General features: G+C 71.9%; 19 protein-coding genes. 8 read left to right on the plus strand and 11 right to left on the minus strand.

Going from position 1 to position 20,513, the window contains the following annotated elements; all coding sequences use genetic code 11:
- Positions 1-68: 68 nt before the first annotated feature.
- Positions 69-2,303, minus strand: a complete 2,235-nt coding sequence (locus FL583_RS10635) for an MMPL family transporter (RefSeq protein ID WP_170323583.1) — start codon at positions 2,301-2,303, stop codon at positions 69-71.
- 251 nt (positions 2,304-2,554) lie between these two features.
- On the opposite strand from FL583_RS10635, the gene FL583_RS10640 reads away from it, so the two are divergent.
- Together FL583_RS10640 and FL583_RS10645 are read left to right on the plus strand one after the other, a co-directional pair.
- The gene (locus tag FL583_RS10640) at positions 2,555-3,664 is read left to right on the plus strand and encodes an adenosine deaminase (protein WP_142704409.1); all 1,110 of its coding nucleotides are present in this window, start codon (positions 2,555-2,557) and stop codon (positions 3,662-3,664) included.
- Positions 3,661-4,638, plus strand: coding sequence for an endonuclease/exonuclease/phosphatase family protein (locus tag FL583_RS10645; RefSeq protein ID WP_142704410.1), 978 nt, complete (start codon positions 3,661-3,663; stop codon positions 4,636-4,638). The genes FL583_RS10640 and FL583_RS10645 overlap by 4 nt, the downstream gene beginning before the upstream one ends.
- Here FL583_RS10645 and FL583_RS10650 read toward each other — a convergent pair.
- The 6 genes from FL583_RS10650 to FL583_RS10675 form a co-directional block, all read right to left on the minus strand.
- On the minus strand, positions 4,622-4,819 hold the full coding sequence (locus tag FL583_RS10650; protein ID WP_142704411.1) for a PspC domain-containing protein: 198 nt from the start codon (positions 4,817-4,819) through the stop codon (positions 4,622-4,624). The two genes, FL583_RS10645 and FL583_RS10650, sit on opposite strands and share 17 nt — an antisense overlap.
- Positions 4,820-4,938: 119 nt before the next feature.
- The gene (locus tag FL583_RS10655) at positions 4,939-5,295 is read right to left on the minus strand and encodes a VOC family protein (RefSeq protein WP_142704412.1); all 357 of its coding nucleotides are present in this window, start codon (positions 5,293-5,295) and stop codon (positions 4,939-4,941) included.
- 101 nt (positions 5,296-5,396) lie between these two features.
- A complete protein-coding gene (locus tag FL583_RS10660) occupies positions 5,397-6,329 on the minus strand; it encodes a 5-oxoprolinase subunit C family protein (protein ID WP_142704413.1) in 933 nt (310 codons plus the stop codon).
- Positions 6,323-6,916 (minus strand): 5-oxoprolinase subunit PxpB, encoded by a 594-nt coding sequence (gene pxpB, locus FL583_RS10665; RefSeq protein WP_170323584.1) that lies wholly within the window; start codon positions 6,914-6,916, stop codon positions 6,323-6,325. Before pxpB ends, FL583_RS10660 begins: the two co-directional genes overlap by 7 nt.
- Positions 6,917-6,923: 7 nt before the next feature.
- Positions 6,924-7,895 (minus strand): hypothetical protein, encoded by a 972-nt coding sequence (locus FL583_RS10670; protein ID WP_205752012.1) that lies wholly within the window; start codon positions 7,893-7,895, stop codon positions 6,924-6,926.
- Positions 7,896-7,966: 71 nt separating this feature from the next.
- The gene (locus FL583_RS10675; RefSeq protein ID WP_142704414.1) at positions 7,967-8,404 is read right to left on the minus strand and encodes a hypothetical protein; all 438 of its coding nucleotides are present in this window, start codon (positions 8,402-8,404) and stop codon (positions 7,967-7,969) included.
- An 89-nt stretch (positions 8,405-8,493) separates the two neighbouring features.
- On the opposite strand from FL583_RS10675, the gene FL583_RS10680 reads away from it, so the two are divergent.
- Entirely contained in the window at positions 8,494-9,180 is a 687-nt protein-coding gene (locus FL583_RS10680) for a response regulator transcription factor (protein ID WP_142704415.1), read from the plus strand.
- Positions 9,181-9,193: 13 nt separating this feature from the next.
- Positions 9,194-10,666, plus strand: coding sequence for a sensor histidine kinase (locus FL583_RS10685; protein ID WP_142704416.1), 1,473 nt, complete (start codon positions 9,194-9,196; stop codon positions 10,664-10,666).
- Positions 10,667-10,823: 157 nt separating this feature from the next.
- Here the strand turns inward: FL583_RS10685 and FL583_RS10690 are convergent, their stop codons facing one another.
- The 3 genes from FL583_RS10690 to deoC are packed head-to-tail and all read right to left on the minus strand — an operon-like array spanning position 10,824 to position 13,986.
- Entirely contained in the window at positions 10,824-11,636 is an 813-nt protein-coding gene (locus FL583_RS10690) for an aldehyde dehydrogenase family protein (RefSeq protein WP_142704417.1), read from the minus strand.
- The gene (locus tag FL583_RS10695) at positions 11,633-13,051 is read right to left on the minus strand and encodes an aldehyde dehydrogenase family protein (protein WP_142704418.1); all 1,419 of its coding nucleotides are present in this window, start codon (positions 13,049-13,051) and stop codon (positions 11,633-11,635) included. Before FL583_RS10695 ends, FL583_RS10690 begins: the two co-directional genes overlap by 4 nt.
- A gap of 2 nt (positions 13,052-13,053) precedes the next feature.
- The gene (gene deoC, locus FL583_RS10700; protein WP_142704419.1) at positions 13,054-13,986 is read right to left on the minus strand and encodes a deoxyribose-phosphate aldolase; all 933 of its coding nucleotides are present in this window, start codon (positions 13,984-13,986) and stop codon (positions 13,054-13,056) included.
- A gap of 119 nt (positions 13,987-14,105) precedes the next feature.
- Between deoC and FL583_RS10705 the strand changes: the two genes are divergently transcribed.
- From FL583_RS10705 to FL583_RS10715, 3 genes are all read left to right on the plus strand, one after another.
- A complete protein-coding gene (locus FL583_RS10705; protein ID WP_170323585.1) occupies positions 14,106-15,401 on the plus strand; it encodes a glycosyltransferase in 1,296 nt (431 codons plus the stop codon).
- A 63-nt stretch (positions 15,402-15,464) separates the two neighbouring features.
- On the plus strand, positions 15,465-16,088 hold the full coding sequence (gene upp, locus FL583_RS10710; protein WP_142704421.1) for a uracil phosphoribosyltransferase: 624 nt from the start codon (positions 15,465-15,467) through the stop codon (positions 16,086-16,088).
- Positions 16,089-16,119: 31 nt separating this feature from the next.
- On the plus strand, positions 16,120-17,088 hold the full coding sequence (locus FL583_RS10715) for a hypothetical protein (RefSeq protein ID WP_142704422.1): 969 nt from the start codon (positions 16,120-16,122) through the stop codon (positions 17,086-17,088).
- Here the strand turns inward: FL583_RS10715 and FL583_RS10720 are convergent.
- Positions 17,041-18,687, minus strand: a complete 1,647-nt coding sequence (locus FL583_RS10720; protein WP_142704423.1) for a phospho-sugar mutase — start codon at positions 18,685-18,687, stop codon at positions 17,041-17,043. The two genes, FL583_RS10715 and FL583_RS10720, sit on opposite strands and share 48 nt — an antisense overlap.
- 155 nt (positions 18,688-18,842) lie before the next feature.
- Between FL583_RS10720 and FL583_RS10725 the strand changes: the two genes are divergently transcribed.
- Positions 18,843-20,507, plus strand: coding sequence for an AMP-binding protein (locus tag FL583_RS10725; RefSeq protein WP_142704424.1), 1,665 nt, complete (start codon positions 18,843-18,845; stop codon positions 20,505-20,507).
- Positions 20,508-20,513: the final 6 nt, after the last annotated feature.

A 20,513-nucleotide genomic window follows, 5' to 3' on the forward strand; every position in this document is an offset into this window, starting at 1 on the left:
TTTGTGCCCCCAAACGGGAGCGCGCAATTGACTGCGTTTGCAGTCAATTGCGCGCGATCCTCGGGCAATCAGTCTCGTGCGGATGCACCAGAAAGGACCGGCTCCTCTGGGGCGCGAACGACCTCCAGCGCCGACGGGGCCTCACGCAGACCGAACCGGTCGTGGAGCTTCCGGAGCGGCTTCGGCGCCCACCAGTTCGCCCGGCCGAGCAGCGTCATCGTGGCCGGTACCAGCAGGCACCGGACGATCGTCGCGTCGACCAGGACCGCGACCACCAGGCCGAGCCCGATCTGCTCGACGGTGCCGATGTCACCGAGCACGAAGCAGGAGAACACGATCACCATCGCGATCGCCGCCGACGTGATGATCCGGCCGGTCCGCTGCAGGCCGGCCCGGACCGCCTGGTCGTTGGACCTACCCGAGTCGTACTCCTCCTTGACCCGGGCCAGTAGGAACGTCTCGTAGTCCATCGACAGGCCGAACGCGAAGACGAAGATCACCATCAGCACGGCCGGATCCAGACCCGGGTTGACGAGCAGGTCCAGCGGACCGGCGCCCCAGCCCCACTGGAAGGCCGCGACCATCGCGCCGAACGTCGCCCCCATCGAGACCAGGTTCATCAGCAGGGCCTTGATCGGCACCACCACCGACCCGGTCATCAGGAACAGCAGGATGAACATGGCGACCGCGATCACGCCCGCGGCCAGCGGGAGGTCCCGCTGGTACAGCGTCAGCTCGTCGTGGAAGAACGCGGCCTGACCGGTCACCCACGACTCGCCCCCGTCCGGTCGGTCGGCGCGGAGACGTTCGACGAGGTGCCGGGCGTCCGACCCGTTGGCGTCACCCTTGACGTCGATCGCGACGACCGACGTGCCCGGGCGGACCTGCTCGGCCTTACCGATCCGGCGGATCTCCGGGTCGTCGGCGAAGCCGGCGGCCCAGCGGTCGAGCGCGGCCGCGTCCGTGCGGGCCACCACCGAGATCGCGGGCGCCTCCTGACGGCCGAACCGGCCGTCGAGCGTGTCGAGCACCCGGCGGGACTCGATCGACGTCGGGATCTCACCCAGGCCGGGATCGGAGATCTTGACCGAGAAGACCGGGATCGCCGCGACCATCAGCACCCCGAGCGCACCGATCAGCACGACCACCGGACGCCTCTGGACGCCCCGGGCCAGAGCAGCGAACAGCCCGCGCTCAGAGTTGACGTGCTTGGCCTTGCGGAACCGCTTCACACCGGCCGGCGTGATCCGGCGGCCGACGAGCCGGAGCAGAGCCGGGATGAGCGTGACCGCGGTGAGCATCGTGACCAGCGCGATCGAGATACCGGCGGCCCCGATCGCCTGCAGGAACGGCATCTGGACCAGCACCAGGCCGAGGAAGCTGGCCATGACCGTGAGCGCGGAGAACGCGACCGTCCGACCGGCCGTCGCCCCGGCCCGGGACGCGGCCTCTTCACGCAGCGAAGCCGGCAGGATCGGCTTGCCGACCCGGACCTTCTTCGGCGTCAGCCCGGGGCCGGCCGCGGCGACGAGCCCGGCCAGCTCCTCGCGGTAGCGCGAGACGACGAGCAGCCCGTAGTCGATCGACAGGCCGAGACCCAGCAGCGTGACGACCGTGACCGTGTCGCTGCCCAGCCCGACGAACTTCGAGAAGCCCCAGAGCGTCAGCATCGCGGTGGCCACCGAGGCGACCGCGCCGAGCACCGGCAGGCCGGCCGCGATGAAGCCGCCGAACACGATGACCATGAAGACCAGCGTCAGCGGCAGCGAGATCATCTCCGCGGTGGAGAGGTCGTTCTGCACGGTCGCGTTGATCTCCCGGCCGAGGACCTGGTCCCCGCCGATCTGGACCTTCGCTCCGCTCAGGCCGTCGTCGATCTTGTCGAGGCGGTTGCTGACCGCGTCGACCGAGGCGTCCTCGACGTCGGACGCGAGGTCCTTCCGGTAGTGGACGATGACGAGCAGCGCGCGCTTGTCCGTCGAGACGAGCGCCGGGCCGGCGGTGTACGGGGTGTCGACCCGCGTCACGCCCTGCTCCGTGCGCACGTCGGCGGCGGCCGCTTCGACCGCGGACTTCGTGGCGGCCGCGTTCGGGTCGACCCGGTCGACGACCGCGATCACCGAGCCGCCCTCGGTCTCGGCCGCGTCGAGCACGTCGCTGCCGACGACCGACTCGAACTTCGCGTCGTTGGTGCCCTTGTCCAGCGAGCTGAACACGGGGCCGGCGGCGAAGACGCCCCCGACGATTGCCAGAACCCAGACGGCGACCACCAGTAAGCGGTGCCGGAAACAGAATCGGCTCAACCGACCGAACATCCGTCTGCCCTTCGTAACGGCCCGCACCCCCGCCGGGCGCGTCGACGGGCTGAGCCTCTCGTCGACCGGCAGTTGGGGGCATCCGGTGCGCACCCTGATTCATCCCTGGGGTGCGACCCCTAATACCCAGGTATCGGTAGGGGTCGATCGGTGAACGCCACGCAACGAACACGCAACGACATCGTCCCTGGTCACTGCGGTCAAACTGCCCGTGACCGACTGGGATAGCCTCTTCGGGCATGAGTGTTCCGTTGGCCTACTCCGACATCGTCCGGGCTCCCAAGGTCCTGCTGCACGACCACCTCGACGGCGGGCTGCGCCCGCGCACGGTCGTCGAGCTCGCCGCCGAGACCGGGTACCGCGACCTCCCGACCACCGACGTCGACGAGCTCGCCGAGTGGTTCCGGGTCCAGGCCGACTCCGGTTCGCTGGTCCGCTACCTGGAGACGTTCAGCCACACGGTCGGCGTCATGCAGACCAAGGACGCGCTGGCCCGGGTGGCCGCCGAGTGCGCGCTCGACCTGGCCCGCGACGGGGTCGTGTACGCCGAGGTCCGGTTCGCGCCCGAGCTGCACATCGAGCAGGGCCTGGCGCTGACCGAGGTCGTCGACTCGGTGCTGCACGGGTTCGAGGCCGGAGCGGCCGAGGCCGCGGCCGAGGGCCACACGATCCGGATGGGGACGCTGCTGACCGCGATGCGCCATGCGGCCCGCTCCCGGGAGATCGCCGAGCTGGCGGTCGCGTACCGGGACGCCGGCGTCGCCGGGTTCGACATCGCCGGGGCCGAGGCCGGCTTCCCACCCACCCGCCACCTGGACGCCTTCCAGTACATCAAGCGGGAGAACGGGCACTTCACGATCCACGCCGGCGAGGCGTTCGGGCTGCCGAGCATCTGGGAGGCGCTGCAGTGGTGCGGTGCCGACCGGCTCGGGCACGGCGTCCGGATCGTGGACGACATCGAGGCTGATTCGGAAGGCGTCGTCGATCCGCGGGACGGCGTCGCCCGGCTCGGGCGGCTGGCCGCGTACGTGCGCGACAAGCGGATCCCGCTCGAGATGTGCCCGTCGTCGAACATCCAGACCGGGGCCGCGTCCTCGATCGCCGAGCACCCGATCGGGCTGCTGCGTGACCTGCGGTTCCGGGTCACGGTGAACACCGACAACCGGCTGATGAGCGACACGTCGATGTCCAAGGAGTTCACGCTGCTCTCGGAGGCGTTCGGGTACGGCTGGGGCGACCTGCGCTGGTTCACGATCAACGCGATGAAGAGCGCGTTCCTGCCGTTCGACGAGCGGCTGCGGCTGATCGACGACGTGATCAAGCCCGGGTACGAAGCGCTGATGGCGTGACCGCTCCGGCGGGGGTCGCCCGTCGGGTGGGCGTCCGGCTGTGGACCTTGGTGCTCTGGCTGACGGTGGCCGGCTGCGCGGTGTGGGCGCTGGTGCGCGGGATCGGGTTCGACACCCGGACGCCGTTCGCGCAGCTGGTCTCGTTCACGCCCTACGTGGCCGCGTTCTCGCTGGTGCCGGTGGTGGCGGCCGGGGTCACCCGGCGGTGGCGGGTGCTCGTGGCGGCGCTGGCGGTGGCCGCGCTGTTCGGGGCGTTCGTCGTGCCGCGGGTGCTGCCGTCGGGGTCGCCCTCGGGTGGGACGCGGCTGCGGGTGATGGCGTTCAACACGAAGATCGGTGCCGGTTCGGTGTCGTCGCTGGCCGCGCTGGTGCGTCGGGCCTCGCCCGACGTCCTGACGGTGCAGGAGCTGACGCCGGAGTGGGCGGCGGAGTTCTCGGCGCTGGGGCTGTTCCCGTACTCGGCGCTGCGGGCGTTGCCGGGCGCGTCGGGCACCGGGATCTGGGCGAAGTACCCGCTGACCGATGCCCGGACCGTCGACTCGCGGACCGGGTTCGATCAGACCCGGGCGACGCTGCGCGGGCCCCGGGTGATCGACGTGATCAGCGCGCACCCGCGTCCGCCGATCTTCAAGCCCGAGGAGTTCGGGTCGGTCTCCCGGTGGACCGAGGATCTCTCCCGGCTGCCCGGCGCCTCGACGTCGGGGGCGGTGCGGGTGATGGCCGGGGACTTCAACGCGTCGCTCGACCACTCGCCGTTCCGGAAGCTCGTCGACACCGGCTACGTGGACGCGGCCGCCGAGGTCGGTAAGGGGCTGGTGCCGACCTGGCCGATGAACGGCAACAAGGCGCCGCCGGTGACGCTCGACCACGTCCTGGTCGACTCGCGCGGCGACGCCTCGTCGTTCAACGCCTACACGATCCCCGGCAGCGACCACCGGGCGATCGTGGCCGACCTGATCATTCGTTCGGAATGACGATCCAGGCGCCGAGATAGATCAGGAACTGGGGGCCGGGCAGCAGGCAGGAGAGCACGAAGAGCAGGCGGACCAGGTTGCTCGAGAGGCCGTAGCGACGGCCGATGGCCGAGCAGACACCGGCGATCCACCGGTCGTTACGCGGACGGGCGAGGCGACGGCCGTAGGAAACCGATGACATCTCCGAGCACCTTTCGTAGCTCCGACTGGGTCGCTGTCAACGGTGCTCCTCGGCGTGGCCCGGCGGTATCGGGGCTCGCCCGGACTTGCCGTCCTCGGGGTTTCTCAGGGCTGCTACCGCTACTGCTCGAAGATGCCGAACACGTTGCCGGCCGGGTCGCGGAACCGGGCCGTCACCTCCGGCGGCTCGCCGCCGATCGGCGCGACCACCTCACCGCCGTGCTGCACCAGCGACGCGATCGTCTTCTCGACGTCGTCCACCATGATGTAGATCAGCAACCCCGGTTCGGACGCCGGCGGCCGCCCGGTGACCCAGACCCCGCTCACCTCGCCGACCGCGTCGTCGAACGCCAGCCTGCCGTCACCCCGCCGACGCAGAGCCCACCCGAACACCCGGCTGTAGAACTCGGCGGACTGCCGCACGTCGACGGCCGGGATCTCGAGATAACTGAGCTTTCCGTTGGCCAAAGTGGGCATCGCAGCTCCGTAACCGTCGTTTTCGGACCGGACACCCGTAAGTGTGCCGTTTCGTAGGGTGTATCGCGGGCCGTCGTCCATGAAAGCGTGGCGTTCTCGGCTCACTCACGTATGAAAGGCCCGCTCGGCTCAGCGACATCGGCGCGTCGCAGCCGCAAAGTTGTTCCGGGCGCGGATTGAGCGGCTAGCGGAAGATCGTCGGGATTGACCACTCCGATGACGGGATAGCCTCCGGTGACCGGATGATCGGCGAGGAACAGCACGGGCCCGGAGGGCGGCACCTGTAGCGCGCCGGCCACCATTCCTTCGCTCGGGAGCTCACCCTCGATCGCACGGGCCAGCGCGGGACCGTCGAGGCGCGCGCCGACGCGGTCGCTCTCCGGGGTGACGATCCAGGGCGCGGTGTAGAGCGCGTCGAGGGCCGCCGGGGAGAACCAGGACTCGCGGGGTCCGGGGTGGACCCGGAGCACCGGCTCGGCCGGGATCGCCGGCTCGACGACGGCCCGGGCCCGGGCCCCGGCGAGGACGCCGTCGAGGTCGAGCTCGGCGGAGCCTCCGGTGGCGGGGGCGCGGAAGACGTCGGTGCCGAGCGGGAGGCGGTCGCCGTCCTGGACTCGAGGCGGCCCCAGAATCGAGAGCGTGTCGGTGCTGCGGCTGCCGAGCACCGGGTCCGCCGCGATCCCGCCGGCCACCGCGAGGTACGCCCGCACCCCGCCCCGGGCGGTGTTCAGGCGGAGTACGGCGCCGGCCGGCACTCCGACCGCGGTCGCGTGCCGGGCCGGGACGGCGTCGATCGAGAGCGGGCAGCGGGCCCCGGTGACCGCGACCACGGCGTCGGTATCGAAGACCGCGACCAGGCCGCCGAGCGTCACCTCCAGCGCGGCCGCGCTCGGCGCGTTGCCGACGAGCGCGTTCGCGCGGTCGAGCGCGGGCCGGTCGGCCGCCCCCGAGCGCGGGACGCCCAGGTGCGCCCACCCCGGGCGGCCGCGGTCCTGCACGGTCGTGAGCGGCCCCGCGCTGCGGATCGTCAGCATGGAACGAAGCGGACGCGGTCGCCGGGCGCGAGCAGCGCGGGCGGGTGGGCCGACGGGTCCCAGAGCGGCTGGTCGGTGTGGCCGATGAGCTGCCACCCGCCCGGCGACGGGCGCGGGTAGATGCCGGTGAACTCCCCGGCGAGCCCGACCGCACCGGCAGGCACCCGCGTGCGCGGCGAGTCGCGGCGCGGAACGTGCAGCACGTCCGGGAGCCCGGTGAGGTACCCGAAACCCGGCGCGAAGCCGGTGAACGCCACCGTGTAGACGGCGCCGACGTGCAGTGCGACGACCCGGTCGCGGTCGAGGCCGGTGCTCGCGGCGACGTCGTCGAGGTCGGGGCCGTCGTAGTGCACGTCGATCGTGACCTCGCGCCCGGTGGCGGCCGAGGCCTCGTCCGGCCGCCAGGACGTCAGCCAGGCCAGCTCCGGGGCCGGTCCGGGGCGCCACCGCACGAGCACGGTCCGTGCCCCGGGAACGACGTCCTCGACGCCCGGCAGCGCCCGCCGCACGATCTCGGCGCGCAGCGCCGCCGGGGCCGCGGTCTCGATCAGTGCGGCCAGCGGCCCCATCGGCAGTGCGACGGGCATCGGTGGATCAGTCGTGCCACTCGACCGCCGACGAGATCCGGCCGATCACGCTGCGCCAGCCCAGCGCGGCCTGCTCCGGACCGATCCTGCGCAGCTTGCGACGGCCGAAGAAGCCGGTCGCGCGGATCGCCTCGTCGAGCTCGTCGAGCGGGGAGCCCGGCGAGAGCATGCCCTCGACCTCGGTGAGCTCCAGCGCGTAGGCCAGGTCTCGCGCGAGCTCGCCGGCGCCGATGATCAGGTCGCGCTCCCAGACGTCGCGGCCGCCGCGCAGGTTCTCGACGACGAGGTCGAGCTCGTAGCGGTCTTCGTCGTCCGGGACGACCAGGTCGGCGGTGAGCGTCTCGACCAGTTCGGCCCAGTGCTCGCTGCTGGTGAGGTCGTGGGCGGCGGGGGACTTGACGAACGCGACCAGGGAGTCGGCGTCGTGGAAGAGGTGCAGGGTGCCGTTCGTGGCGAGGAAGACGGCTTCCTCTTCGCCTGCGGCTACCCGGGCGCGGCCCTTCTCGTCGTCGTCGTCCTCGTCCTCGTCTTCGTCGTCTTCGTCGGCGAGGTCGTCGAGGTCGTCGTCGGCCTCGGCTTCCAGGGAGCGGAACCGCTTACCGGAGTCCCGCTTCTCGTCCTCGTCCTCGTCCTCGTCCTCGTCCTCGTCGGAGTCGGAGGCGACGACCTTGTCGTCGTCGTCCTCGTCTTCGACGTCGGCCGGGTCGGCGGCCAGGGCCTCGGCCTCGAGTTCCTCGTCGTCGATCTCGGGCTCTTCCTCGACGACGCGGTACTCCCGCAGCGTCAGCCCGACGCCACCGCGCGGCAGCGCGATCTCGACCGGGTCGATGCCGAGTGCCTCCCAGTACTCGGCGATCCGCTCGGACCGCTCACCGTCGGAGGCGTCGACCTCGTCGGCCTCCTCGGCCTCGTCCACGACGTCCTCGTCGAGGATCTCGTCGCCGGAGGTGTCGAGGTCCTCCGGGTGCCTGCCCGCCACGGGTCCTCCAAGGTGCGGCCGATTCGTCCCCGTCTACCTTAGGGCTGCTCCGCAGCGGAGTGGCGGGCGCCTCACCCGTCGCCGTTGTCGACGTCGAGCTTGGGCGCGTTGTTGCTCCACCACGCGGTGATCTCGGTCGATTTTCCCCCGGAAACGAACGTGATCTCGATCCGGGTGGGGTTCTGACGCGTTACGTGCGACTCATAACCCGCTTCCGGGAGCGAATCGAGGATGGTCACCTCTTCGCGATTCCACTGGATCTTCGCCCAACCGCCATCGGTCGGCACCGTGCTGAGGTAATTGAGCAGACCCTGATCGTCGGTCCACGACTGCAACGCGGGCTCGGAATCGTTGCGCGTTTCTACGGACGGTGACGGAGTCGGGCTGTGGGTCGTTCCTCCCGCGGCCGGTGGACCCGCGCTTTTTAATTCCCGGACCGCGGGTAGTTTCGACCGATCTGGCACGGCTGCATAAAGGACGAGGCGAACGCCAAACCACGAAACGGTCACCGCTAACGCCGTAGCCCCGAGCCACAGCAGGGTGAGCCGTACCGCACGAGGCATACCGTCCATCCTTCCATCGGGCTACCGTGCCGAACATGCCGACCGTGTTGCTCGTCGAGGACGACCCCACGATCCGTAGTGCCCTTGTACGTTCTCTGTCAAAGGCGGGCCACGTCGTCCGCGCTGTGGGAACTGCCTTGGACGCACTGCGCGAAGTCACGTCCGCGCGTCCCGACGTAGTAATTCTCGACCTAGGACTACCCGACTTGGACGGTGCAGACGCATTACGCATGTTGCGAGGCGTTTGTGATGTTCCGGTAGTGGTGGCAACTGCCCGGGACAATGAGCGGGAAATAGTTCGTCTGCTCAACTCGGGTGCCGACGACTACCTGGTCAAGCCGTTCTCGTTCGAGCACCTCACCGCGCGGATGACCGCGGTGTTGCGTCGCAGTAGCCCGGGCGAGGTCCGGCGCGATCCCACGCTGACCGTCGGCGGCCTGCGCATCGACCTCAACCGACGCGAGGCCGTTCTCGACGGCACCGCGCTCGACCTGGCCCGCCGAGAGTTCGACCTGCTGGCCTACCTGGCCGCCCGGCCCGGCACGGTCGTGAGCAGGCGCGAGCTCGTCGAGGCGGTCTGGCGTCAGCCGGCGGTCGGCGGCGACCAGACGATCGACGTCCACCTCTCCTGGTTACGGCGAAAGCTCGGCGAAACCGCGGCCGCTCCGCGGTATCTTCGGACGGTCCGCGGGGTGGGAGTGAAACTCGTGGATCCCACATGAGGTCAGGCCGCCGATGAGACGTGCGCTCGCGCTGGTCGCGCTCGCGACCACGTCGATGGTTTCGCTTGCCTTCGTCGTGCCGTTGCTGCTGGTGGTGCACCAGATCGCCCGCGATCGGGCCATCACCGACGCCCAGCGGCAGGCGAACGCGGCGGTCTCCATCCTGGCGGCGACCAACGACCTGCACGAGCGGGAGCGCGCGCTGGCCACTGTGCCGGCCTGGAAACAGGACGGGCTGGCCATCCACATCCCAGGCCAGGCCACGCTGGGCACGACCAGGGCGAAGCCGGCCGACATCAAGACCGTCCGGACGGGCACCGACGAGTCGACGACCGCGGGCGTGGACGGCGGTGTCGTCTACCTGCTGCCGACGCAGCTCGCGCAGCCGACGTCGACCGGCGAGGACACCGCGGTGATCGAGGTGTTCGTGCCGTCCGAGGCGCTCAGCCGCGGGGTGGCCGGTGCCTCGCTGGCGCTGATCGTCGTCGCGATCGGGTTGGTCGTCGGGTCGGTGGTGGTCGCCGACCGGCTGGCCGCGAAAGTCGTCGGCGCGACCCGGAACCTGGCCGCGGTCGCGCGTGCGTTCGGTGACGGAAACCTGGATGCGCGGGTGGAACCGTCCGGTCCGCGGGAACTGTCGGAAGCGGGATTCTCGTTCAACACGATGGCCGACCGGGTCGTCGCGACCCTGGATGCGGAGCGTGAGCTCGCGGCCGACCTCTCGCACCGCCTGCGAACGCCGCTGACCGCCCTCCGGCTCGACGCCGAGGCCCTCGACGACGGCGTGGACGCGGCCCGGATGCGCGAGGCCGTGGCGACGCTCGAGCGCGAGGTCGACATCATCATCCAGACCGCGCGCCGGCCGCTGTCCGAGCGCGGGCCGGAGTGGTGCGACCTGGCCGAGGTCGTCGCCGAACGCGTCGACTTCTGGGGTGCGCTGGCCGAGGACGAGGGCCGCGACTTCCGGTTGGCCGGGGTCGGGCGGCGGGTGCCGGTCGCGGTCTCCCGCACCGAGCTGGTCTCGATCGTGGACGTTCTGCTCGGCAATGTGTTCCGGCACACCGCACCCGGAGTGGCGTTCGCGGTCAGCGTGCTCGTGTTACGGGGTCCGGTGGCCGCGTTGGTGGTCGAGGACGCCGGTACCGGCATCAAGCACCCGCGGATGGCGGTGCGCCGGGGCAACAGCGGTGGCGGGTCCACCGGGCTCGGGCTCGACATCGTCCGCCGGGTGGCGGAGACGGCCGGGGGGTCGATCCGGATCGACATCAGCCCGATGGGCGGCGCGCGGATCCGGGTCGATCTGGCGATGCTCGACCCGGCGGTGTTCCGCAACATGGCCCGCGGTGGGGGGCCGGTGCCCGACCGCGAAGAGCCGTGGCCGGATGTGCCTCGTGGGGCTGGTGATTACCGCCCGCTACATCGGGCGGTCGGCGCGCTGCGGGCCATGCGGAAGACGCGGGTTAACTCGCGATCAGAGAGACCTTAAGCAAACCTCAAGGGTCTTCCCGCTGGTCAACGTGCCATCGTAACGTTCAGTTGTCAGACACCACGCGAGCCGACGCCGACCCCCCGGGCGCCGGACGCAGCCAAAGCGCGGTGGGACAGGGATGGCAAAGGCCCCCCGTCCCACCGCGTAGGTCTGTTTAGACCCCGATCGGGTGCCAGACGGTCTTCGTCTCCACGAACGTGGTCAGGCGCGCGAGCGCCGGTTCCGCCGGCCAGTCCTCGGCCGGATCCGGCCGGCGGACCCGCTTCAGGTTGGCCGCAGCCAGCCCCTCCCACTCGACCGCCTGCTCGCCCTCGGCGCCGGTCAGGTCCAGGCCCCGGACCTCCTCGTGGGACGCCAGCCACGAACCGAGCTCCGCGGCCTGCCCGGTCAGCACGTTGACGACCCCGCCGGGAAGATCGGACGTGGCCAGCACCTCGGCCAGCGTGATCGCCTCCACCGCATCCGGCGCCACGACCACACACGTGTTCCCGGTCGTGATCACCGGCGCGATCACGCTCACCAACCCGAGCAGCCCCGAAGGCGCCAGCACCCCCACGACCCCGGTCGGCTCGGGCGTCGAGAGGTTCAGGTACGGCCCGGAGACCGGGTTCGTCGCGCCCACGACCTGGGCGTACTTGTCGGCCCACCCGGCGTACCAGACGAACCGGTCGACGGCCGCGTCCACCTCGTCGAGCGGGAGCCCGAACTCCTCCCGGCGGGCCTCCAGCATCTCGGCGGCCCGGTAGAGGATCTGCCCGCGGTTGTAGCCGGTCCGCCCGGCCCACCCGGAAAAGGCACGGGAAGCCGCGACGACCGCGTCCCGGACGTCCTTCCGGGATGCCCGTGCCGCGTTCGCCACGAACGCCCCCTCCGCGTCGGTCACCGGGTACGTCCGTCCCGACTCGCTCCGGGGGAACGCCCCGCCGATGTACAGCTTGTAGGTCTTCCGAACCGAGAGACGGCTCATTTGACGTAGGCCTCCAGGCCGTGGCGGCCGCCCTCGCGGCCGTAACCCGACTCCTTGTAGCCACCGAACGGTGACGCCGGATCGAACTTGTTGAACGTGTTGGCCCAGACCACGCCCGCGCGCAGCTTGTCGGCCATCCAGAGGATCCGGGACCCCTTCTCGGTCCAGATCCCGGCCGACAGCCCGTACGGCGTGTTGTTGGCCTTCTCGACGGCCTCCGCGGGCGTCCGGAACGTCAGCACGGACAACACGGGCCCGAACACTTCTTCCCGGGCGATCCGGTGGGCCTGCGAAACCCCGGTGAACACCGTCGGGGCGAACCAGAAGCCGCGATCAGGGAGCGAGCACGACGGCGACCACCGGGTAGCGCCCTCGGCCTCGCCTATGTCGGACAGCTCGCGAATCTTCGCCAGCTGCTCAGCCGAGTTGATCGCGCCGACGTCCGTGTTCTTGTCGAGCGGATCCCCGACCCGCAGCGTCGACATCCGTCGTCGCAACGAGGACAGGACCTCGTCGGCCACCGACTCCTGCACCAGCAGACGGGAACCGGCGCAGCAGACGTGCCCCTGGTTGAAGAAGATCCCGTCGACGATGCCCTCGACCGCCTGGTCGACCGGCGCATCGTCGAAGACGATGTTCGCGGCCTTGCCGCCGAGCTCGAGCGTCAGCCGCTTCGACGACCCCGCGACCGCGCGGGCGATCTCCCGCCCGACCTCGGTCGATCCGGTGAACGCGACCTTGTCGACGCCCGGGTGCGCGACCAGCGCGCGCCCGGTCTCCCCGGCCCCGGTCACGATGTTGACGACGCCCGGCGGCAGCTCGGCCTGCTGGCACACCTCGGCGAACAGCAGCGCGGTGAGCGGGGTCGTCTCGGCCGGCTTGAGCACGACCGTGTTGCCGGTGGCCAGCGCCGGAGCGATCTTCCAGGCCAGCATCAGCAGCGGGAAGTTCCACGGGATGACCTGCCCGGCCACTCCCAGCGGCCGCGCTCCCCCGAGGCCCGCGTACGACAGCTTGTCGGCCCAGCCCGCGTAGTAGAAGAAGTGCGCGGCGACGAGCGGCAGGTCGATGTCCCGCGACTCGCGGATCGGCTTGCCGTTGTCGAGCGACTCCAGCACCGCGAACTCGCGGGCCCGCTCCTGCAGGATGCGGGCGATCCGGAACAGGTACTTGCCCCGTTCCCGCCCCGGCATCGACCCCCACACGGTGTCGAAGGCGCGCCGAGCCGCGGCCACGGCCCGGTCGACGTCCGCCGAATCGGCCGACGCGACCTCGGCCAGCACCTCCTCGTCGGCCGGGTTGACGGTCTTGAAGACCCCGCCGCCGTCGGTGAACTCGCCGTCGATGAACAGACCGTAGGAGTCGCGGAGCGCGACGACGTCGCGCGACTCCGGTGCAGGCGCGTACTCGAACATCTTCAGTCCAGGGTGACGTAGTCGGAGCCGGCGTAGTGACCGGTGGCCATCTTGCGACGCTGCAGCAGGAGGTCGTTGAGCAGGCTGGACGCCCCGAACCGGAACCAGTCGGGGTCGAGCCAGTCGGGCCCGGTGATCTCGTTGACCATCACCAGGTACTTGATCGCGTCCTTCGCGGTGCGGATGCCGCCGGCCGGCTTCATCCCCACCTGCCGCCCGTGCGCGTCCCGGAAGTCCCGGCACGCCTCCAGCATCACCAGCGTGACCGGCAGCGTCGCGGCCGGGGAGACCTTGCCGGTCGACGTCTTGATGAAGTCCGCGCCGGCCAGCATCGCCAGCCAGGACGCCCGGCGCACGTTGTCGTAGGTGACCAGCTCGCCGGTCTCCAGGATCACCTTGAGGTGCGCGTCACCGCACGCCTCCTTGACCGCGACGATCTCGTCGAACACCTGGGTGTACTGGCCGGAGAGGAACGCGCCCCGGTCGATCACCATGTCGATCTCGTCGGCGCCCGCCTCGACGGCGGCGCGGGTGTCGGCCAGCTTCACCGGCAGGGGCGCGCGGCCGGACGGGAACGCGGTCGCGACCGCGGCGATGTGCACGTTCGATCCCTTCAGCGCCTCCACGGCGTCGGGCACGCGGTCGCCGTAGACGCAGATCGCCGCGACCGGCGGAGCGTCGTCGCCCGGGTGCAGGCCCTTCGCGCACAGCGCGCGCACCTTGCCCGGGGTGTCGGCGCCCTCGAGCGTGGTCAGGTCGATCATCCGGATCGCCAGGTCGAGCGCGTAGGCCTTGGCCGACGTCTTGATCGAGCGGGTGCCGAGGCGGTCGGCCCGAGCCTTGGCGCCGACCTCGTCGACGCCGGACAGGCCGTGCAGGAACCGGCGCAGCGAGGCTTCGGACCGGCCGACATCAGGAACGGCGGTAACGGACATGAAGACGATCCTACGCAGCGCGTTACCGCCCCGGTCAGGGCAACATTTGCCGTGCGGGACGGTTAATGACCGGTGAAGGCACCCCGGGCGGAGCACCGGCGCCTCTACCTTCGGGGCCCATGCGCGTCGCCCACTTCTCGGACACTTTCCTGCCGCGGCGGGACGGCGTGATCACGTCGATCCGGACGCTCGCCGGCGCGCTGGCCGAGCGGGGCCACGAGAACGTGCTGTTCACGCCCGGATACCCGGAGGCGACGCCGGTCGGCTTCCCGGTCGTCGGGCTGCCGTCGGTGCCGTGCGGGGTCGCCGACCTCCGGTTGGCGACCTGGCCGCGGGCCCGGCAGGTGGCCCGGGTGGCGTCGGCGGCGCCCGACCTGGTGCACGTCCACACACCCGGGCCGGCCGGTCTGCTCGGCGTTCTGGCTGCTCAGCGGCTCGGTCTGCCGCTCGTGCAGACCTACCACACCGACCTGCACGCCTACCTGGAGGCGTACCGGATCCCGACCACCGTCATGCGGCTGATCGAGACCGCCTACCGGCGCCGGCTGGGCGTCGAGATCCGGCCCGCGCGCCGGCCGATGCGGGTCGTGGCCGGGGCCTGGCGGTCGGAGCAGCGGTCGGCGACCCGCGGCGGGCTGCTCGACGCGGCCAACTCCGCGTTCTTCGGCGGTACCGACGTCGTCGTGGTGCCGACCGGGGCGGTGCTGCGCCGTTCGGCACTGCCGGTGGCGCCCGACCAGGTCGTCCGGGTGCCGACCGGGGTCGGGCCGCGTCCGGTGGGGGAGGACGCCGGTCCGGCGTTCCGGTCCCGGCACCGGATCCCGGCCGGCGCTCCGCTGGTGCTGTTCGTCGGCCGGGTGAACCGCGAGAAGAACGTCGAGGGCCTGCTCGCCGCCGTCTCGGTCCTCGCCGTCACCCTTCCCGACGTCCGGGTGGCGCTGGTCGGGGCGATCTACGAGCAGCGGTGGCTGAACGGCCTGATCCGGACGTACGGGCTCGGCGACCGGGTGGTCACCACCGGGCAGCTGACGGCGGCGTCGGTGGCCGAGGCCTACGCGGCCGCGGACGTGTTCGCGTTCCCGTCGATGACCGACACCCAGGGGCTGGTGCTGCAGGAAGCGGCGCTGGCCGGTCTGCCGGTCGTGCTGGCCGACGCCGTCCTGAACGAGCACGGCCCGCTGGCCGGCGCGGCCGTCTGCGCGCCGGGCGACGGCTTCCCGTCCGCCCTCGCCGCCATGCTCACCGACCCGGACCTGGCCGCGCGGACGGCCGTCGCGTGCCGCACCGCGGCCCTGAAGCACACTCCCGACGCGTACGGCGCGGCGATCGAGGCGGTCTACCGGCGGGCGGTGACCACCCGCCGGGCCGTGGCGCCGAGCGGCGCGCGCGCCACCCAGCGCACGCGCGCGGCGTAGGTCGCCCCGGGCGAATCCGCACCCTGGCAGTGGGCTGCTGACCTGGGGCGGTACCGTCGCGACGTGCAGACCCTTGTCGTGGACCACCCGCTCGCCAGTGCCCGGCTCACCACGATGCGCGACGCGCGCACCGAGCCGTCCGTCTTCCGTGCCGCGCTCCGCGAACTGACGCTCATGCTCGTCTACGAGGCCACCCGCACCATCGAGATCGAGCACTACCCGATCCACACCCCGGTCGCCCGCACCACCGGCGTCCGGCTGGGCAACCCGCCGCTGCTGGTGCCGGTGCTCCGGGCCGGGCTGGGCATGGCCGAGGCCGCGTTCGGGCTGCTCCCCGAGGCGTCGATGGGGTTCGTCGGGCTGGCCCGGGACGAGGAGACCCACCAGCCCCGCGCGTACATGGAATCGCTGCCGGAGAACCTCACCGGCCGCCCGGTCTTCGTGCTCGACCCGATGCTCGCCACCGGCGGCTCGCTCCAGCACTGCGTCGGCCTGCTCACCCAGCGGGGCGCCACCGACGTCACGGTGATCTGTGCGCTGGCCGCGCCCGAGGGGCTGCGTCGGCTGGAAGAGGCGAACCTGCCGATCCGGGTGATCACCGCCAGCATCGACGAGCGGCTGAACGACTCGGCGTACATCGTGCCCGGTCTCGGTGACGCCGGTGACCGTCAGTTCGGCGCTGTGTGAGCCTTTTCGTGGTACAGCCCGTGTAGGAACCGTGCCACAGACACAGGGATCACTGGGCATCGTCCGGCTCGCGCCGTGGGTGCTCCTCGCATTGTCGGTCGCGATCACGCTCGACCTCGTCGTGGTCGGCGTCGCCGCCGACGGACCGACGGTGGCGCTCTGGCTCACCGCCGGTGCGGTCGGCCTGGTGCTCGAGGTGCTGGTCATGCTGGGGTTACCGGCCGCGGTGGCGCTCGCGGCGATCGGTGGGCTGGCCGGCCGGCCGGTGCTGCGGTCGCTGGTCTGGGTGCTGGCTCCGCCGGTCGTCGTCGCGGCCGGGTTCGCGGCCGGGGTCCTGATCGCCCGGCAGGCCGATCCGCCGGTCGACCTGGTCGAGGTCGTCGGGGGCCTGGTCGGCGTGCTGCTGCTCGTGCTGCAGGTCGGCGTGCTGGCGACGCTCGTCTGGTCGCTGGCGTCGCAGAAGGTCCGCCGGTACGTCTGGGAGCAGACCGCCCGGCGGGACCCTCGGCGGGTCGCGGCCGAGGCGGGCCGCCGTCAGGCCAGAGGCGCCGGGACGCTCGGGTGGGTGTCGCTGGGGCTGCTGGCGGCCGCGCTGGCGGTCACGATCGTCTCGTTTACCGTCGCCGACTCGGGGTCGATCCAGATCCTCTACCTGTTCCTGCCCAGCGTCGTCCTGCTCGTGCTCCTGCTGCTGGCGGTGCGGAGCGTGCTCCGGCGTCGCACCGGCGCGCGAGCCTGGCGGTACGTGGTGTTCTCGTTCGGGCTGGCCGCGATCGCGATCGCGGTGCTCGCCCTCGGCGTGGAGATCGACGGCTCGATCGAGTTGGCGACCAGTGCGGGCGTCGTGGCCTCTCTGGCCCTGCAGACCGGGTCGGTGGTCGCGTTCGCGGGGGCGCTGGTGCGGCTGGCCGGCCCGGCCGTCACGACCTGGCTGAGCGAAGCGCCGACCTCGCTAGTCCAGCCCCAGCGCGGTGGCCATCTCGGTACGCAGCTGCGCTAGGTGCGAGGTCGCCGCCGCCCGGGCGGTGGGCACCCCGGCCGGGACCGGCTCCACGACCTCCAGGTAGGCCTTGAGCTTCGGCTCGGTGCCGGACGGCCGCACCACCACCCGGACGCCCGGCGCGCGCAGCGTCAGCACGTCGGCCGACGGCAACCGGTCGTGCACCTCGGTCACCGCCCGGCCCAACAGCGTCTCCGGGGGAGCCGACCGGACCCGCTCCATCGCCGCCGCGATCTCGCTCAGGTCCGTGACCCGCACCGACAGCTGCGACGTCGCGTGCAGCCCGAACTCCACGGCCAGCTCGTCGAGCCGGTCGGTCAGCGTCCGCCCCTCGGCCTTGAGCGCGGCGGCCAGCTCGGCCACGGCCAGCGCCGCGCCGATCCCGTCCTTGTCCCGGACGACGCCCGGCGCGACCGCGTACCCGAGCGCCTCCTCGTAGCCGAACGCGAGGTCGTCGGCGGCCCGGACGATCCACTTGAAGCCGGTCAGCGTCTCGGCGGCCTTCGCGCCCCGGGCCGGTGCCAGCGTGCTGAGCAGCGACGACGACACGATCGTGGTCGCGTACGTGCCCTTGACCCCGCGTCGCAGCAGCGAGTCCGCGAGCAGCACCCCCACCTCGTCGCCGTGCAGCAGCCGCCAGCCGTCTCCGGCCGGGACGACGACCGCACACCGGTCCGCGTCCGGGTCGTTGGCGATCGCGATGTCCGCGTCGATCGACGACGCCAGCGCGATCAGCTCGTCGACCGCCCCCGGCTCCTCCGGGTTCGGGAAGGCCACGGTCGGGAACGCGGGGTCCGGCTCGGCCTGCGACCCGACGACGGCCGGTGGCTCGAACCCGGCCACCGCGAACGCGCGCACCAGCACGTCCCGGCCCACCCCGTGCAGCGGCGTGTAGGCCACCCGCAGCGACCGGGGGCCTCCGGCCGACAGCACCGCGCGGGCCGTCGCGTCGAGGTACTCGTCCACCAGCCGGTCTTCGACCTGCTGGGCGGCCGTCCCGAGCGGCACGGCCGCGAGCGTCTCGACCGCCCGGATCCGGGCCTCGATCTCCCGGTCGGCCGGCGGGACGATCTGCCCGCCGTCGGACAGGTAGACCTTGTATCCGTTGTCGGCCGGTGGGTTGTGGCTGGCCGTGACCATCACGCCGGCGGCCGCCTCGAGCCGCCGGACCGCGTAGGCGAGCACCGGCGTCGGCAACGGCCTCGGCAGCAGGAGCGCGGCCCGCCCGGCGCCGGTCACGACGGCGGCGGTCTCGGCCGCGAACTCGGCGCTCCCGCGGCGGGCGTCGTAACCGATGACCACCGGACCGGCCACCCGGAAATCGTCCAGGTAAGCACAGAGACCGGCGGCCGCGGCCCGCACCACCGCGCGGTTCATGCCGTTCGGACCGGCCCGGACCGGGCCGCGGAGGCCCGCCGTCCCGAACGTGAGCGGTCCGGCGAACCGGTCGGCCAGGTCGTCGACCGTCGCCGGCAGCCCGGCGAGCACGTTCTGCAGCTCGGCGCGGGACACCGGATCGGGATCGTCGGCGATCCAGACTTCGGTGCGGTGCCGCAGCGCGGCCACCTCGTGGCCGGTCCACCCGGACGTATCGGTCATGCCCTCATCGTGCCCACTCTCCGGGACGATCGTGCTTCCGGGGGCCGACATTGCCGAAGAGTCCTGTTCAGAGGTACACGAAAGAACGAGTTCCTGATCTACGCTGTCGCCGACTGACCCCCGTTGGGTGGTCACCCGGTTGCCGGAGAGGGAGCATGACCGACCCGACGTCGACGTTCCGTGCCGCCCGTGACCTCCTCCTCGCGACCGCCACCGACTTCAACCGAGCCCTGAACCGCTTCGCCCACCCTCGTTTCACCGAGTTCAACTGGGCCCTGGACTGGTTCGACGCCGTGCTCGCCACCGAGCACGCCGACGACCGTGCGCTGTGGATCGTCGGCGACACCGAATCGTTCTGGACGTTCGCCGAGCTGTCCGCCCGCTCGAACCAGGCCGCGAGCTGGCTCCGGGCCCGGGGCGTGCGGCGCGGCGACCGCGTGCTCGTGCAGCTCGGCGACCAGGTCGAGCGGTGGGAAACGCTGCTCGCGCTGATGAAACTCGGCGCGGTGGCGGTCCCGACGTCGTCGCAACTGTCGCCGGCCGACGTCCGCGGCCGGATCTACCGGCTCGGAGTCCGGCACGTCGTCGCCCGCGCCGACCGGGCCGCGATGCTCCCGGCCGACGGCATCACCCGCATCGCGGTCGGCCCGCCGGTCGAGGGCTGGCAGCACTACGAGGACTGCCGCCGGGAGGGGCCGGGTTTCGTCCCCGATGGCCCGACCATGGCCGACGACCCGCTGCTGATCCTGATCACGCCGGGCACGACCGGCTGGGCCAAGGCGATCGTGCACACCCACACGTCGTACCCGGTCGGGCACCTGACGACGATGTACTGGACCGGCCTGCGCCCCGGCGACGTCCACCTCGGCGTGTCGTCGCCGAGCTGGGGCAGCGCGCTGTTCACGCCGTGGAACGCGGCCGCCTGCGCGCTGGTCCACGCGGCCGCGGAGCCGGGCCCGGAGACGCTGCTCGCGCTCGTCGCGCGGTGTGGCGTCAGCACGCTGTGCGCGCCGCCCAAGGCCTGGCGGGCCCTCGCCGAGGGCGACCTGATGAGCTGGCGTCCGCACCTGTCCGCGCTGCGTGAGCTGGTGACGATCGGCGAACCGGTCAGCCCCGGCGTCGTGCACCGCGTTCGGCGCGCCTGGGGGCTGACGATCCGCGAGGGCTACGGCCAGTCCGAGACGACCGCGCTGGTCGGGCACACGCCCGGTAGCCCGGTCACGCTCGGCGCGATGGGACGGCCGCTGCCCGGCTGCCCGGTCGTCCTCGTCGACCCGGTCACCGGCTACCCGGCTGCGCCGGGCGAGGAGGGTGAGATCTGCCTCGACCTGACCCGCCGTCCGCTGGGCCTGATGGCGCACTATGTGGACGCTCCGCGAGCGCTGCCGCCGACCGGCCGGTACTACCGCACGGGGGACGTCGCGGTGGCCGACGAACTCGGGTACCTGCGGTATCTGGGCCGGGTCGACGACGTGTTCTCCAGCGCCGACCACCGGATCTCGCCGGTCGAGCTGGAGGGCGTGCTGGTCGAGCACGAAGCGGTCGGCGAGGCCGCGGTCGTGCCCGCCGACGGTCTGCCGAAGGCGTACATCGACCTGGCCGTGGGGCACCGGGCCGGACCGGAGACGGCCAGGGCGATCCTGTCGTTCGCCCGCTCGCACCTGCCGCCGTACTCGCGCGTCCGCCGGGTGGAGTTCGGCCCGCTGCCGCGGACGGTGTCCGGGCGGGTCCGGCGGGCCGAGCTGCGTCAGCGGGAGTCCGACGGCTGTCGCCGGGCCCGGGAGTATCGCGATTCCGACTTCCCGGAGCTCGTCGACTGACTACGG

This window comes from Cryptosporangium phraense (assembly GCF_006912135.1).
GTDB classification, from domain to species: Bacteria; Actinomycetota; Actinomycetes; order Mycobacteriales; family Cryptosporangiaceae; genus Cryptosporangium; species Cryptosporangium phraense.